A 13,409-nucleotide genomic window follows, 5' to 3' on the forward strand; every position below is an offset into this window, starting at 1 on the left:
GCTACTACTCACTAGTCATTAGTCCTACTTACTTTTTCAAGAATTAAACTAAAACGTAATAATTACCCCTTCGCGATCGCCTGTATATTCGTAGGTTCTAATTTTACCTTCAGCCAGTTGCGGTTGAATAACTTCTTTAATAATGGTAAAAGCACAACTATTATTACCAGTATCAATCTGCAACTTATTGCTGAGAAACTGATATTCTATATCGTTCATATAGTTGGCGCAAATTATTTTTACCTGCTTATTACTGTTGACTAAATTTTGAATATCTTCTATTTTCTTTTCATATTCTTCTGGTGGTGCTGGTGGTTCGGCAGGTCTGCTAGGATTTCTAGGAGTGCGTCGTGGAAGTTCAAAAGAAGGATTGTTGTCTGAGTTAGGAGAGGTAGATTGCGCTGCCACAATTGTAGGCAATGTCAGAAAAGCGATCGCAGCGATCGAGCTAAGAATTAAACGCATAATTAAATTTACAGTTTATGAGATTAACCGGGAAGTCGTAGGTCGGAATTAACCAATCGCTGATAGCTGACAACTGACAACTGTTCACTGCTGACTAACGAAACGGTATCCCATACCTCGGACGGTTTCAATCAGATGAGAACTAATTTTTTTGCGTAAATAGCCAACATAAACATCAACAATATTAGAACCAGGATCGTAGTCGTAGCCCCAAACAGCACTGAGGAGTTGCTCGCGGCTGAGGACTTGATTGGGATGCCGCAGAAATGTTTCGATCAACGTAAATTCCTTAGCAGAGAGTTCGACTGAGCGATCGCCAATTCTGACTTGTCGCAGCCGCAAATCTAGGACAAGATTACCTGTTTTGAGTTCCGCAATCTCCTTCGTGACATTCTGAGTTTTGTCGCGTAACCGCAAACGCACCCGTGCCAGCAATTCTTCAAACCGAAATGGCTTTGTCATATAGTCATCAGCGCCTCCCTCCAGTCCCGCTACTTTATCATTCACATCGTCGCGAGCAGTGAGAATGACGATTGGTAAATATTCTCCTTGACCGCGCAATGTTGATAATATCGTCCAACCGTCTTGTCGCGGTAGCCCTATATCGAGAATCATGAGGTCAAAATCTTTGCTATTGGCTACAAGTAAAGCTTCATCGCCATCCCGAACTACTGAGACTGTGTAGCCATTGGCTTTTAGCCCTTTTTCAATAAATGCGCTAATCCGGGGTTCATCTTCGACGATTAAAATTCTACTCATGAGATGATATCTCTGATGTGAGTTCGACAGGAAGTACGATGGTAAAAGTAGAGCCGCGATGAGGACGACTACTTAGTTCAATTTTGCCACCGTGAGCTTGAGCGATCGCCCGCACGATTGCCAAGCCTAAGCCAGCACCTTCAGAACGCCTTTGACTTCTGGTAGTGCGAGCAAAGCGTTCAAAAATTCTTTGTTGGTCTGCCAGAGAAATACCTTCGCCCGTATCGCGCACCCATAACCGTACCCAATTGTGTCTCTGCATACAGCCTAAAGCGATCGTATCTCCCGTTGTCGTGTGTTGGGTGGCATTCTGAGCCAAGTTTATCATTGCTTGGGTGAGGCGCTGACGGTCGGCAATAATTGTCCCTGGACTATGGCGATCGATCTGCCAGTGACGCTCCGTTGATAGGGCGATCGCTTTAGAGTAAATTTCTGCTACCAAGGTAGTCAGATCTAATCTTTCCAGCTTTAAAAAGTTTGGTTGCTCCGCCTTAGCGAGGAGTAACAGATCGTCAACAAAACGACTCATGCGATCTAATTCGTCTGTCACCAAGGCTACAGTTTCCTCTCGTTCTTGGGGATCGTCGCCCATGAGTTCTAAGTGACCGCGAATAATAGTTATTGGCGTTCGCAGTTCGTGACTGGCATCGTTAATGAAGTTGCGTTGGCTGCTGAAAGCAGCTTGGAGGCGATCGAGCATTTCATTAAAAGTCGTTGCTAGTTCGGCAATTTCATCCGACCCCTTGACAGGAATGCGGCTAGTCAGGTCAGACTCGCGAATCGAGCGTGCAGTTTCCGTCAGTAAATGTAGAGGAGTCAGCGTTCTACCTGCCACTAACCAAGCAAGGATAGCTGCCCCAATAATGACAAAAATTTTGACCTGAATCATAACTGCCATTGCCTCATCCACTTCCTGACGTTCCCCTGCTGTCACTTGAGCTACCACAAAGACACCGTGAGTTTCATCTCTAATAATGGGGGCGGCGCGATAAAGGATCGTGCCTGCGGTCGTCTCTCTGGCTCCCTGCTCTGGCTTGGTCAATTTAGCAAAATAGTGAATTAGCTCTGAATTCTTTTGTAAGGGTTCTGGTAGTGCCCTAGGGCTAGAGCGGTCGATTTCACCCTCGACAATGGCAATCAAAAACTCGTCGTCATTGGGAATGTTGCGATTGAGAAAGACTCTAAACAAAGCTTTGATGTCATTTTGAAAAGATTTTCCCGTGTTGGGGTCTATGCCATCAGCTAAAACTCGAAACTCCTTAACTTCCTGCATCAAAGAGTTTTCACGCTTTGCATCCAAGCGTGAGAGTAAGACTTGCCGAACGATCAACGTGGAAAGAAACGCACTAAAAGTTAATAGCAAGACATACCAAATTAAAATGCTGGTACGCAAGCTATAAAAGATCCGCCGCCATTGCCGAGATTTTTCGAAACGATTTGTGAGTGACACTTCTGTTGCTGACTTTTCAAAGCTGTTGTCAAATTTACTTCACCGATCGCTCAGTTACCGTGCCTATAGCTTTTGATGCAACCATTTCCAATCGAGTTCCATAACCCTCTTGTGTTACTTGCGTCGGAGTAGATTCTAAAACCCATACACAGTAGGAGTTTTTCATTTTGACAGCTTAAAAAGGACAAAAGAGCAAAACCCTTGTGTGGCAAGATTTTTAGATTTTACTTGTTTCAACGTAACAAAAGAGGGATAAGCTCAGTCTTAAGGATGCGCCATTTGTAGTGTGTTGTCTGTTTTAATTTATGTAAAGAGTGCAAAATTATCCTTTGTAATTGGTGATGGTTTCGGTAGCAAGGCAATTTTTCTCTCAAGAGATCGATCGCTCTGACGAGCAGATCGATCTAGCCAAAGCAGCTCTCTACATTGCTCAGGAGGAATATCCAGACCTCGATCCAGCAGAATATCTCAACGCTCTAGATACGATGGCAGAAGAATTACTAGAGCGGCTACCTATTCAGAGGTATCCCTTACGTGTCATTCAAACTATTAATCAATACTTATATGAAGACTTAGGATTTAAAGGAAATGTTAATGAATATCACGATCCGCGTAATAGCTTCTTAAACGATGCGATCGAGCGACGGACGGGAATCCCGATTACACTATCGCTAATTTACCTAGAGTTAGCTAAGCGAATTGACTTTCCAATGGTTGGAGTGGGAATGCCAGGGCATTTCCTGATTCGTCCTGACATACCGGAAATGGAGATTTTTGTCGATGCCTTCAATCGCGGTGAAGTACTGTTTCCCCAAGACTGTCAAGCAAAATTGAGCCAAATTTACGGACAGCCTGTAGCATTACGAGCGGAATTTTTGCGATCGGTGACTCATCGGCAATTTTTAGCACGGATGCTGACAAATTTGAAGTATATTTATTTACAACAGCAGGATTTAGAAAAAGCACTGGGGACAGTAGAAAAGATTTTGCTATTGTTCCCAGATATCCCAGGTGAAACACGCGATCGCGGTTTAATTAACTACCAGTTGGGACATTGGTTTTCAGCCATTTCCGACTTTGAATCCTATCTTGCCCAAGCCCCCCATGCAGAAGATGCTCCAGTAATTCGCAAGTTGTTGAGTCAACTGGGAAGAGGATAGAGTTGGAAGTCGTAAGTCGTAAGTCGTGAAGAGGGTGTGGGGTGTGGGGTGTGGGGTGTGGGAAGTGTGGGGTGTAGTGAGTGGTTAGTCAGAACTACTGTCTTCACCGATAACTGGTCACTGGTCACTGGTCACTGGTCACTGGTCACTGATAACTGCTCCCCGCTCCCTGCTCCCTACTCACTTCCTCTGCAACCTGCTTGAGGCGCTGGAGTTGAGTTTTCATGTCTGCTTGCGTCCAGGGAGCGGCGAAGGTGTGGAAACCCCAGCTAACGATGGGATTGGGAATCTCAAATTCAAAGCGGTTAAGCAGGCGCGTTCCTTGGGGTAAGGGCTGACACTCCCAGCGATCGCTACCTTGAAAAAAACCCTCAAACCCCCAGACAATTAACCCAGGAGCGCGCTCGATCGTGATGCACTCTAAAGTAGGTTTGACTAAGGGAACTTGAATAATAAAACGGCTGCGGCTACCTATTTCCGTACTCCACTCGCCTACAGGTTCGCATCGCAGGGCTGGGTTCAACCACCGATGCATTAGATGCAAGTCGGTAATGCAACGCTCGACAGCCGTTGCACTAGCAGCAATTTCAATTGATTGTTCAAATATTTGTGTCATTAGTCAGTTGTCAGTTGTCAGTTATCAGTTGTCAGTGTACAGATGTTACATGTAACGTTTGTACAAAGTTGTCAGTTATCAGCGAGCGGTCAGTAGCACTTGGCTTCTTCTGACTTGTGACTTGTGACTTGTGACTTGTGACTTGTGACTTGTGACTTGTCTTGTTCCCTGCTCCCTTATTTATCAGAAAATTTAATCATAATCTTGACGAGCAAATTGATTTTATTTCGCATCTATCACGATGATGAAAATCTGAAAACTCACTAATCCGAGGATTCTTCGGGCATAACTACTCACTAAGGTAGATGTGGAATGAGAAACTGAGGAATCACTCTGTATAAGAACTCTATATTTCTCCTCACTAGCTAATTTGCTGACAAAGTACAAAAATACAAGGGAGTTGTAGCAGAATTCCCAGTTCTGCTACCAAAAAGAGCGATGGCTGGTACTATCTCCTCATGAAATTTACAGTTAACTCGGAAAATTATGAATGCAATTTGGCACGGGATAACCCACTCGACTAACTGGGATAGACCGCTGCAAGCGTCTTGGCAACATTTGGCGCAAGCAGCACCACCAGTACAGCAGGGACAACAGGCTGTTGAGCGAAGTGTGGATTACGTACAAAATATTTGGGGTAGCTTGTTAGCGTTTATTCCTAACTTGCTGGGAGCAGTCTTAATTCTGGCGCTTGGTTTGATTGTGGCTGCGATCGCTAAAGCTATAGTCAAAGGCATCCTCAATCGCACGGATATTGACAACCGCATTGCAGCAAGCATTACTGGTCGTTCGGATAGCCGCGATTTACCCAGAGTCGAAGAACTGATTGCCAACCTAATCTATTGGATTGTGATTCTCTTCACCGTAGTAGCGGTGCTAAACGCACTTCAACTAGAGGTGGTGTCTCGTCCTTTGGGTGGCTTCCTCAATACTGTCTTGAGCTTCATTCCTCGGATACTAGGAGCGCTGATCTTCCTGGGTGTGGCTTGGGCAATTGCGACGATCGTGAAGTTGATTACAGTCCGAGCACTACGCGCTGCTAGGCTGGACGAGCGTTTAGACCAGCGACCGCCAGGAGTAACCCGACCACCAAACCAAGTATCGCTCAGCGATACGATTGGTAATGCCTTGTACTGGTTTATATTTTTGCTGTTTTTAATTCCTATCCTCGATACTCTTGGTTTGCAGCAAGCATTACAACCAATAGAGGGTTTGGTCAGCGAGATTCTCTCAGCGTTGCCAAATATTTTGGTAGCAGTCATTATTGCTGCTGCTGGTTGGTTGTTGGCTACTGTAGTGCGTCGGATCGTCACCAATTTGCTGATCTCAACTGGAATTGACCAAGCAGGATCGCGCTTTGGACTACGAACCACGGCGGGAGGGCAATCTTTATCAGGAATTATTGGCACGATTGTCTACGTCCTCATTTTGATTCCAGTAGCGATCGCGGCACTACAACAACTGCGCATTGATGCGATCTCGACTCCAGCGATCGCCATGTTGCAACAGATCCTTAATGCTTTACCACTAATCTTTACAGCAGCATTAATTCTCATCCTGGCTTACTTCCTGGGACGATTCGTCGGCGATCTGGTAACGAATATTCTCACAAGTATTGGTTTTAACAACATCTTCTCTGTACTGGGACTACCTACCCTCAGACGCAGAAGCGCTGCACCAAGTCCCACCTATGAGGAACCAGGAGCAATTCCACCGCCACCAACGACGGGACAGCCAACAGTCATTCAAAGGGAACCAACGCCTACAATCTCCGCTCGTACGCCAGCTGAAATTGTGGGCATTATCGTATTTGTGGGAATTATGCTGTTTGCCACGGTGACGGCAGTTAATATTTTGGGTATTCCCGCATTAACTACCCTGGTTAGCGGCATCATCGTAATTTTTGGGCGAATTTTAGCAGGATTGGTGGTATTCGCCATTGGTTTATTTTTGGCAAACCTGGCTTACAACATCATCACCAGTTCGGGCGATCGCCAAGCTCAGATTTTAGGACAGATAGCCCGTATAGCAATTATTGCCCTCGTCTCAGCGATGGCACTGCAACAGATCGGTATTGCCCAAGATATCGTGAATTTAGCATTCGGATTGCTATTTGGCGCGATCGCTGTTGCTTCTGCGATTGCCTTCGGTTTGGGTGGTCGGGAAATAGCCGGACAACAAGTACGGGAAATTCTCGAATCCTTCAAGCAGCAGCGTAATCTGCCTCCGCGTGTATGAGCGGGAGTTGGGAGTCGGGAGTCGGGAGTAGTAATTGGTCACTGGTCACTGGTCACTGGTCACTGTTCCCTCGCTCCTAATTTCGCGACCAACTCATCTTTAATCCGATTCAGGATAGAAGTTTGGTCGAGGGAGGACAAAATGCGAGTAATGACGGCTTTCGGTCCTTCTGGTCCCCAAGTTGCGCCGTTGGCGAGGTATGCTTTTGTCACTTGTCCGATGCTGTAAGCAGAAACACCCGCCACACCTGCTTGGGTAATAGCAACAGAAAGGTAGGGAGCCAGGGTCATGCCCCCGGTAGCGGGGGTAGCTATACCAAGTAAGCTTTTCAGGGAACTTAACCCCAAATTTGCTAGCAATTGGCTGGCACTAATTCCGCCCAAACTCAGGGCGATTTTTTGTAGCAATTGCAAGGCTCCTGCCTGTGTCATCGGAATGTCATATAACTTAGCTAGAGACAGGATGAGGATTGCATCGATCGCAGCTCCACTGAGCAGATCGACCATCATTATTGGGTTCAGGGCGATCGCTACGGCTTTGGTCATGGTTGCCCGCCAAATTAGGCGATCGGCACTGCTGGCACGAATTTCGAGTTTACGCTTGACAATTTGCTCGTTCACGTTGTCGGCATAAAGCATTGTATTGAGAGCAACTAAAGCTTTGCCTTCCCGATGTAAAATTTCGAGAATTTTTAACTTCAATTCCTCAACTTGCGGCTGTCCCTGGCTGAGTTGCACGCTTCTGGTTCCATCAGGACGCACGATCGCTTTTTTGGTCAAAGGAGAAGCCGCCGCCATGACAATTTCATCGGGAGAGAGTAATTCTTTGACTCGTTCGTCGCGAATTTTTTGATAGATCGCTATCCGGTCGGCTTGGGGATATTGGTCGATTTTATTAAATACCAACAGGATCGGCTTGCCAACGTCTCGCAGTTGGGAAAGAGCCTTGTGTTCTACTTGCGTCATATCTCCGGCGATCGCAAATAAAATCAGATCGGCACGATTGGCAATTTGCGCGGCGAGAGCGGCGCGAGTTTCTCCATCAACCTCATCTAAGCCGGGGGTGTCAATCAATTCTACTTGAGAATCACCGCTACTAGGCAAGGTAAATTTAACGTAGCGATCGCCCGTACCAATAGTTTCTTCTGTAACTTCCCACTGTGCTTTTTGAGTGCTGCGAGTCACGCCATGCAGTGGACCCGTTTCAAAGACTTGCTGCCCTAACAAAGCATTAAGTAGAGATGATTTTCCCCTACCTACCATACCGAAGACAGCAATTTGCACCACCCTCTGCTCCAGATTTTCCAGCATTGTCTCTAACTGGGCGATCTCTGATTCTAATCCCTCTCGTTCTTGTGGCTTGAGATCGAGACGAGTGACTAAGTTATGAAGAGTATCTTTTGCCTGTTTGTAGTTAATTTCTGCCTGAATATCATCAAAGCCCCAAATTGCCTTATCTAATTCATCGGCTAATTCCGTCTCTTCTAAAGGCTCATGCATAGATGGAAATAACTCGGGAGTTGGTTCGGACATAACTAGGGGCTGGGGACAGTTATCAGTTATCAGTTATCAGTTATCAGTGAGGAGTGACTAGGAACTAGACCAAAACTAAGAATCTAGCCACCAGCCACTAACCACTCACGACTCACTTTCTTTCGTTAGAAAGATCGCTTTCGCCTCTTCGATCCTATAAGTTGGTTTTGGTATTGTGGGAAGTAAGTCATTCGGAAAGCATTTCATAACGGTAGTATCATTGTGAGTCGTAAACGATTACCAGAAACTGTTGCCCACGTTCGGATTACACGACAATCTTGGCAGCACGGTTTGCTAGAGGGAGAAGTGTGCGCTGGTAATTTTGAGTGGCAATTCCAGTGGCGATTTCACCGAGGCGAGTTATCTGTTAAACCTTCACAAGGACGGGCATTGATCCAAGAACCTCTTGGTCGCTTTTTAGAGCAACGGGATTATCAGCTAGAACCAGGCGGAGATTACGCATTTAAGATTCGAGCAGAGATTTAATCGTCATTGGTCGTTGGTCATTTGTGAGTGGCTAGCCACCAGCCACGACTCACGACTCACTTTCTTTGCTTAAATATCTTTCAATGAGCAATATTGCTACGATATCGTCGATCGCCCGTGGGGGTTGACGCATTCCCTGCGGGATGAGGCGAGAAAGACCAGTTGGAGGATACATCTGCCAGTAGCGATCGCGTGCTTCTAAAGTCGTGTTGCGCTCGTCTACCATGACTATTGTTAGCGGTTCTAGTTGTGCTTGACTAATTTTTTGCTGCCACTGTTTGGATGTGGTTCGATCGCCCATAACTAACAGGGAAATGCGGTATTTTTGGCGCAAGGCTTGAATAGTGGCGATCGCTTCTGTTGCTAGTACAACTTGATGGTAGGACAAATTACCATCCAGCCCCATCACTGCCACACCACATTTATCTCGACCAGGATCGAAGCCTAATATCACAGTTGAGTTCATCCCCATGCCTACTCCCCACTCTCTGCCCCCTGCTCCTCTGCTCCTCTGCTCCCTGCTCCCTGCTCCCTGCTCCCTGCCCCCTGCTCCTCTGCTCCTCTGCTCCCTGCTCCCTGCTCCCTGCTCCCTGCTCCCTGCTCAGTTGGCTGCGGTAAACTCTGTTGAGTACTGAAGATCACCTGTCCGTTTTGAATTGCCAGTAGCTCCACAGTTATAGGTCCAGCAGTATAAATATTTTGCGCGGCGATCGCTTTTAATTCTAATGGGCGATCGTAGCTCTGGAGTTGCTCGAAAAAGCGAATTAGAGTTTGGATACGATTGTCAGCAATCAGGAGATTCTCATCCAATACTCCGGCACGTTGAGCGCTAAATTTAGCAGCTTCTAACAACAAATCTATCCGTTGTCTCACTTCTCTAGTTGTCATTACTGCTGGGTTCGCTTCGATCCTAGATAATACTTCTCCAGGTTTAAAAACTTGTTGATTCAGCGCAACATCAGCAAAAACTTGCACGGAACTTTCCCCGACCACATAATTGTTTGCAGCGAGAATGCGGACGAAATAATCTCGCCCATCATCAATTTGCTCGATCAGCTGTTCGACTTGTTTTTCCGAAATTTTGACAACCCTTTGGGAAATTTTTTCTACTCCAGGTTGAGTCTGATTCATTGCATTACGGTTAGCTTCGCGCAGAATTTCTTCGATAGCTTGACGAGCGGCTGAAGGACGAACGATGCGCACTACCCGCGCCGCTAGTACTTGACCTCTGACTAATGCAAGATTCCCCTGGCGCAGCAGTTGTAAGTTCCTTGCTAAAGCAATTGCTTCTTTTTCCAAATCTTTCAGCAAAGCTTCTCTTTGGGCAATACTCAGGTCTCGTCGCTGAATTTCTGCGTCCAGTTTGGCAATTTCTCGGTCTTGCTGGCTAATTCTTTTTTTCAGATGGTTTCGTTGGGCAACTAATGCTTGTAGTTCTTTCTGATTCTGTTGAATTTCTTGCCGCAGCCTGCGTGCTTGCCCAGTTACCGTGTTCAGCTGCGCTTGTGCTTGCCGATATTGGGCAGAAACTCGTTCGAGCTGACCGCGAGTGCGATTGAGTTGAGCTTGGGTTTGTATTTGTTTAGTTAAGGCTGCCCGTAAAGATTGATTAATTTCTTTTAAGCGCTTTTGGGCTGCTGCTTGCTGTCTTTGAGCTTCTATCTGCTGAGCTTTCTGTTCTTCCCTGGCTTGAGTCAGTTCTTGCTCGACTTGAGTTTTGGCTTTGGTAGTTGTTTCTAATTGCTGGCGAGTTTCGGTTAAATCCTGTCGCCTTAATTCCAGTAATCGTTGTACCCTACCAATCTCAAAGACCCCATCTCGCAACCTCTTGTCAAAAGCTAGCAAAACCCCCAAAGTGGAAAAAGAAATCACCATCCCAGTCAAGATGGTAATCAAAGTAGCTGTGTTGCGGGGACGCAGTTTAAACAAACTCAGCCGCGCTTTGCCTACTTTCGTGCCGATGCGATCGCCCACCGTCGCGATTACACCCCCCAAAATAATAATTGCTGCAATCCAGATGAATCCGGTGGACATTTCTTGCTGCGATTTACATCATCCAGATACAGCCTACCCTAATAATGAGGGAGTAGGGAGTCAGTTGTCAGTTAACAGTTAACAGTTATCAGTGACCAGTGAAGAAAGGGTGTAGGGTGTAGGGTGTGGGGTGTGGGGTGTGGGGTGTTAGTGAGTAGCTAGTGGCTAGAATTGCTCCCGATCTCTCCTCTGCACCTGAAGCTCCTCTGCACCTGAAGCTCCCTTGTCCCCTCACTCCTCACTCCTCGCCCCTAAGTAAACTGCTGACTCAATATGACAGGGTTGTGAACGGTAATTTTCTTTTTGTGAATGGAAATCATGTTTTTATCGCGTAAGTCTCCTAGCAAGCGGGTGACGGTCACGCGGGTGGAACCAATAGCTTCTGCGATCGCCTGATGAGAAAGCTTGAGATCGACCGTGATCCCATCTGGACTGGGAAGACCGAAATCGCGGCAGAGAATTAACAAGAAACTGACTAAGCGCGAACCCATATCGCGGTGAGCCAGGGTTTCAATCATCATTTCTGTCTGCAAGATCCGCGAAGATAAGCCCCGCAGCATTAACATTGACAGATCGGGATTTTCTTTCAGCGCTTGCTCGACTTGCTCGATTGGTGCTGAGAGTAACTCCACTGGCGTAAAAGCTACTGCATGATAAAAGCGATCGCTGCGATTGCCTGTCAGCAGCGACAGCACGCCGAATACGCTATTTTCTCGCAATAGTGCAACGGTGATCTCTTCTCCTGCTTCATATACTCTAGACAACTTCACCGCGCCTTTGAGTAAGAAATAGACCCGTTCTGCCGGATCGCCAGGAAAAAATATTGTTTTGCCCCGTTCAAATACTTCTACGACTGGTGGAAACGAACCAGCTCCTACCTGCCGAAATACCTGTGCTAGCGGTCTATCTTGCGTCACGACCATATTCCTTGCCCAACCAGATGTCCGTAAAGACTACACCAGATAACATCATCATTAAACAGATCGAGTCAAAATCCAGAAGATCTGCTCTTTATGCATCTAAATCAGAATCTTCCAGTTTTTTTGTATTCAAAGCTACAAAAACTTGATATAGACCGCAAAGAACTCGATTCCAAAGCAAAAATGGCAAAGTATTGTATCCTCAAATCTCAATTACTTAGCATGAAAACTACTTGCCAATATATCTTAAGCGAGAATAAGGAATTTTACTTACAATTCTAGCTAATTGATTTGAAAAAGTTGCGAGTCGTGAGTGACGAGTGGAACCAGTGGCTCCTCACTGATAACTGATAACTGATAACTGATAACTGGTCACTGATATAGGTGTATGCTGCTAATGTGTTTCCTGACGTAGCCTGACACAGTTTGTATGCTAGATTTAACTGGAAAAAATGCCCTCGTAACTGGCATAGCCAATAACCGCTCCATTGCTTGGGGGATCGCCCAACAGTTACACAAAGCTGGTGCAAATCTGGGGATCACCTATTTACCAGACGAACGCGGCAGGATGGAAACAAAAGTTGCCGATCTAGTAGCTCCCCTGAACCCCAGCCTGTTTTTGCCCTGTGACGTGCAGAATGAAGCGCAGATTCAATCTACCTTTCAGGCGATCGCCGAAAAATGGGAGAAATTAGATATTCTAATCCATTGCCTTGCCTTTGCTAACAAGGATGACTTGAGCGGAGATATCAGCAGTACTTCGCGATCGGGTTACGGTAAAGCTCTAGATATTAGTGCTTACTCTTTACTGCAATTGAGCGGAGCTGCTAAACCCCTGATGACAGCAGGGGGTAGTATTGTCACTCTTACATATTTAGGCGGCGTGCGAGTAATTCCTAACTACAACGTGATGGGAATTGCTAAAGCAGCTTTAGAAATGAGCGTGCGGTATCTTGCATCTGAAATGGGACCGCAAAACATCAGGGTGAATGCTATTTCCGCCGGTCCAATTCGTACCCTAGCTTCTTCAGCAGTAGGTGGAATCTTAGATATGATTCATCATGTCGAGCAAGTTGCTCCCTTGCGTCGCACGGTGACGCAGACTGAAGTGGGTAACACCGCAGCTTTCCTGTGCAGCGACTTAGCTAGCGGTATCACGGGTCAAGTGATATACGTCGATGCTGGTTACGAAATTATGGGTATGTAAAAAAGAAACCTACCCAATACTTGGGTAGGCGAAACTGCTCAAAACTATTTTTGTATTAAGTTGTCTTGTATAGGGAGCAGAGAGCAGAGAGTAGGGAGCAGATGAAATTAATATATTTGCTTCAAGTTGGAGATATAAAATCTGTCTCTAAAATCAAATTAGCCGTAACTAATAATCGATGACTATTCTGCAATTAGCATCGCCAACCAGTTACAAAAATCATCTAGGCAAGCAACCAAAAATCCAGCCATATAACCGATTGCGTAAGCTTGCTTGGTGAAGTAATCGACAACGCGATCGCTCGATTTAGTAGGTGAGAAAGATTGGACTGGCTGAAAGTTTGTCATAAATTTGAAGTGGAAAATTTAAGCTTTTTTCCAGCTTAGTCAATCTTGGCTATTTTAGCCCGCTCGACTATGTAGATATTATCAAAGCTTTAGAAACTAGCAAGAGTTTGTAAAATCTTAAAGATGTGAAGCTTTGAGGGAGAACTCATATCTTGTATAGGGGCGATTTATAGTCGCCCCTATACAGACAAAACC

At 45.9% G+C, this 13,409-nt stretch carries 16 protein-coding genes; 4 read left to right on the forward strand and 12 right to left on the reverse strand.

Annotated features, from left to right (window positions below; translation table 11 throughout):
• Window positions 1–48: 48 nt before the first annotated feature.
• The 4 genes from ACRC32_RS27875 to ACRC32_RS27890 form a co-directional block, all read right to left on the reverse strand.
• Window positions 49–465: a hypothetical protein gene (locus ACRC32_RS27875; RefSeq protein WP_438557023.1), complete on the reverse strand. Its 417-nt coding sequence runs from the start codon at window positions 463–465 to the stop codon at window positions 49–51.
• 84 nt (window positions 466–549) lie between these two features.
• A complete protein-coding gene (locus tag ACRC32_RS27880) occupies window positions 550–1,224 on the reverse strand; it encodes a response regulator transcription factor (RefSeq protein ID WP_438557024.1) in 675 nt (224 codons plus the stop codon).
• On the reverse strand, window positions 1,217–2,674 hold the full coding sequence (locus ACRC32_RS27885; RefSeq protein WP_438557025.1) for an ATP-binding protein: 1,458 nt from the start codon (window positions 2,672–2,674) through the stop codon (window positions 1,217–1,219). The genes ACRC32_RS27880 and ACRC32_RS27885 overlap by 8 nt, the downstream gene beginning before the upstream one ends.
• Window positions 2,675–2,708: 34 nt before the next feature.
• The gene (locus ACRC32_RS27890) at window positions 2,709–2,840 is read right to left on the reverse strand and encodes a hypothetical protein (protein WP_438557026.1); all 132 of its coding nucleotides are present in this window, start codon (window positions 2,838–2,840) and stop codon (window positions 2,709–2,711) included.
• A gap of 172 nt (window positions 2,841–3,012) precedes the next feature.
• Here ACRC32_RS27890 and ACRC32_RS27895 point away from each other — a divergent pair, with 172 nt between their 5' ends.
• Window positions 3,013–3,834, forward strand: a complete 822-nt coding sequence (locus ACRC32_RS27895; protein WP_438557027.1) for a SirB1 family protein — start codon at window positions 3,013–3,015, stop codon at window positions 3,832–3,834.
• Here ACRC32_RS27895 and ACRC32_RS27900 read toward each other — a convergent pair.
• Window positions 3,816–3,962: a hypothetical protein gene (locus ACRC32_RS27900; RefSeq protein WP_438557028.1), complete on the reverse strand. Its 147-nt coding sequence runs from the start codon at window positions 3,960–3,962 to the stop codon at window positions 3,816–3,818. The genes ACRC32_RS27895 and ACRC32_RS27900 overlap by 19 nt on opposite strands.
• Before the next feature lie 17 nt (window positions 3,963–3,979).
• Window positions 3,980–4,450 carry an SRPBCC family protein gene (locus tag ACRC32_RS27905; protein WP_438557029.1) on the reverse strand — a complete coding sequence of 157 codons (471 nt, stop codon included), beginning with the start codon at window positions 4,448–4,450 and terminating at the stop codon, window positions 3,980–3,982.
• Between the two features lie 486 nt (window positions 4,451–4,936).
• On the opposite strand from ACRC32_RS27905, the gene ACRC32_RS27910 reads away from it, so the two are divergent.
• Window positions 4,937–6,688 carry a mechanosensitive ion channel gene (locus ACRC32_RS27910; RefSeq protein WP_438557030.1) on the forward strand — a complete coding sequence of 584 codons (1,752 nt, stop codon included), beginning with the start codon at window positions 4,937–4,939 and terminating at the stop codon, window positions 6,686–6,688.
• 59 nt (window positions 6,689–6,747) lie between these two features.
• On the opposite strand, the gene ACRC32_RS27915 is transcribed toward ACRC32_RS27910, so the two are convergent.
• Window positions 6,748–8,187 (reverse strand): GTP-binding protein, encoded by a 1,440-nt coding sequence (locus ACRC32_RS27915; protein ID WP_438557072.1) that lies wholly within the window; start codon window positions 8,185–8,187, stop codon window positions 6,748–6,750.
• Between the two features lie 255 nt (window positions 8,188–8,442).
• Between ACRC32_RS27915 and ACRC32_RS27920 the strand changes: the two genes are divergently transcribed.
• Entirely contained in the window at window positions 8,443–8,706 is a 264-nt protein-coding gene (locus tag ACRC32_RS27920; RefSeq protein ID WP_015152654.1) for a DUF3146 family protein, read from the forward strand.
• Window positions 8,707–8,755: 49 nt separating this feature from the next.
• On the opposite strand, the gene ACRC32_RS27925 is transcribed toward ACRC32_RS27920, so the two are convergent.
• The 4 genes from ACRC32_RS27925 to ntcA all read right to left on the reverse strand — a co-directional run bounded on the left by ACRC32_RS27925 (window position 8,756) and on the right by ntcA (window position 11,663).
• The gene (locus ACRC32_RS27925) at window positions 8,756–9,178 is read right to left on the reverse strand and encodes a pre-16S rRNA-processing nuclease YqgF (RefSeq protein WP_438557031.1); all 423 of its coding nucleotides are present in this window, start codon (window positions 9,176–9,178) and stop codon (window positions 8,756–8,758) included.
• 2 nt (window positions 9,179–9,180) lie between these two features.
• The gene (locus ACRC32_RS27930; protein WP_438557032.1) at window positions 9,181–10,740 is read right to left on the reverse strand and encodes a DUF3084 domain-containing protein; all 1,560 of its coding nucleotides are present in this window, start codon (window positions 10,738–10,740) and stop codon (window positions 9,181–9,183) included.
• Between the two features lie 88 nt (window positions 10,741–10,828).
• Window positions 10,829–10,975 carry a hypothetical protein gene (locus ACRC32_RS27935; RefSeq protein ID WP_438557033.1) on the reverse strand — a complete coding sequence of 49 codons (147 nt, stop codon included), beginning with the start codon at window positions 10,973–10,975 and terminating at the stop codon, window positions 10,829–10,831.
• Between the two features lie 16 nt (window positions 10,976–10,991).
• A complete protein-coding gene (gene ntcA / locus ACRC32_RS27940) occupies window positions 10,992–11,663 on the reverse strand; it encodes a global nitrogen regulator NtcA (RefSeq protein ID WP_015152650.1) in 672 nt (223 codons plus the stop codon).
• A gap of 427 nt (window positions 11,664–12,090) precedes the next feature.
• On the opposite strand from ntcA, the gene fabI reads away from it, so the two are divergent.
• Window positions 12,091–12,867 (forward strand): enoyl-ACP reductase FabI, encoded by a 777-nt coding sequence (gene fabI, locus ACRC32_RS27945; RefSeq protein ID WP_438557034.1) that lies wholly within the window; start codon window positions 12,091–12,093, stop codon window positions 12,865–12,867.
• A 182-nt stretch (window positions 12,868–13,049) separates the two neighbouring features.
• Here the strand turns inward: fabI and ACRC32_RS27950 are convergent, their stop codons facing one another.
• Window positions 13,050–13,214 carry a hypothetical protein gene (locus ACRC32_RS27950; RefSeq protein ID WP_438557035.1) on the reverse strand — a complete coding sequence of 55 codons (165 nt, stop codon included), beginning with the start codon at window positions 13,212–13,214 and terminating at the stop codon, window positions 13,050–13,052.
• Window positions 13,215–13,409 lie beyond the last annotated feature (195 nt).

It is taken from the genome of Chroococcidiopsis sp. (assembly GCF_051657925.1).
GTDB lineage: Bacteria > Cyanobacteriota > Cyanobacteriia > Cyanobacteriales > Chroococcidiopsidaceae > Chroococcidiopsis.

Bases quoted from the DNA above. Each gene is read 5' to 3' on its own strand.
- ACRC32_RS27925 (WP_438557031.1), bottom strand. From the start codon at position 9,178: ATGGGGATGAACTCAACTGTGATATTAGGCTTCGATCCTGGTCGAGAT.
- ntcA (WP_015152650.1), bottom strand. From the start codon at position 11,663: ATGGTCGTGACGCAAGATAGACCGCTAGCACAGGTATTTCGGCAGGTA.
- ACRC32_RS27880 (WP_438557024.1), bottom strand. From the start codon at position 1,224: ATGAGTAGAATTTTAATCGTCGAAGATGAACCCCGGATTAGCGCATTT.
- fabI (WP_438557034.1), top strand. From the start codon at position 12,091: ATGCTAGATTTAACTGGAAAAAATGCCCTCGTAACTGGCATAGCCAAT.
- ACRC32_RS27890 (WP_438557026.1), bottom strand. From the start codon at position 2,840: ATGAAAAACTCCTACTGTGTATGGGTTTTAGAATCTACTCCGACGCAA.
- ACRC32_RS27950 (WP_438557035.1), bottom strand. From the start codon at position 13,214: ATGACAAACTTTCAGCCAGTCCAATCTTTCTCACCTACTAAATCGAGC.
- ACRC32_RS27930 (WP_438557032.1), bottom strand. From the start codon at position 10,740: ATGTCCACCGGATTCATCTGGATTGCAGCAATTATTATTTTGGGGGGT.
- ACRC32_RS27905 (WP_438557029.1), bottom strand. From the start codon at position 4,450: ATGACACAAATATTTGAACAATCAATTGAAATTGCTGCTAGTGCAACG.
- ACRC32_RS27910 (WP_438557030.1), top strand. From the start codon at position 4,937: ATGAATGCAATTTGGCACGGGATAACCCACTCGACTAACTGGGATAGA.
- ACRC32_RS27915 (WP_438557072.1), bottom strand. From the start codon at position 8,187: ATGCATGAGCCTTTAGAAGAGACGGAATTAGCCGATGAATTAGATAAG.
- ACRC32_RS27875 (WP_438557023.1), bottom strand. From the start codon at position 465: ATGCGTTTAATTCTTAGCTCGATCGCTGCGATCGCTTTTCTGACATTG.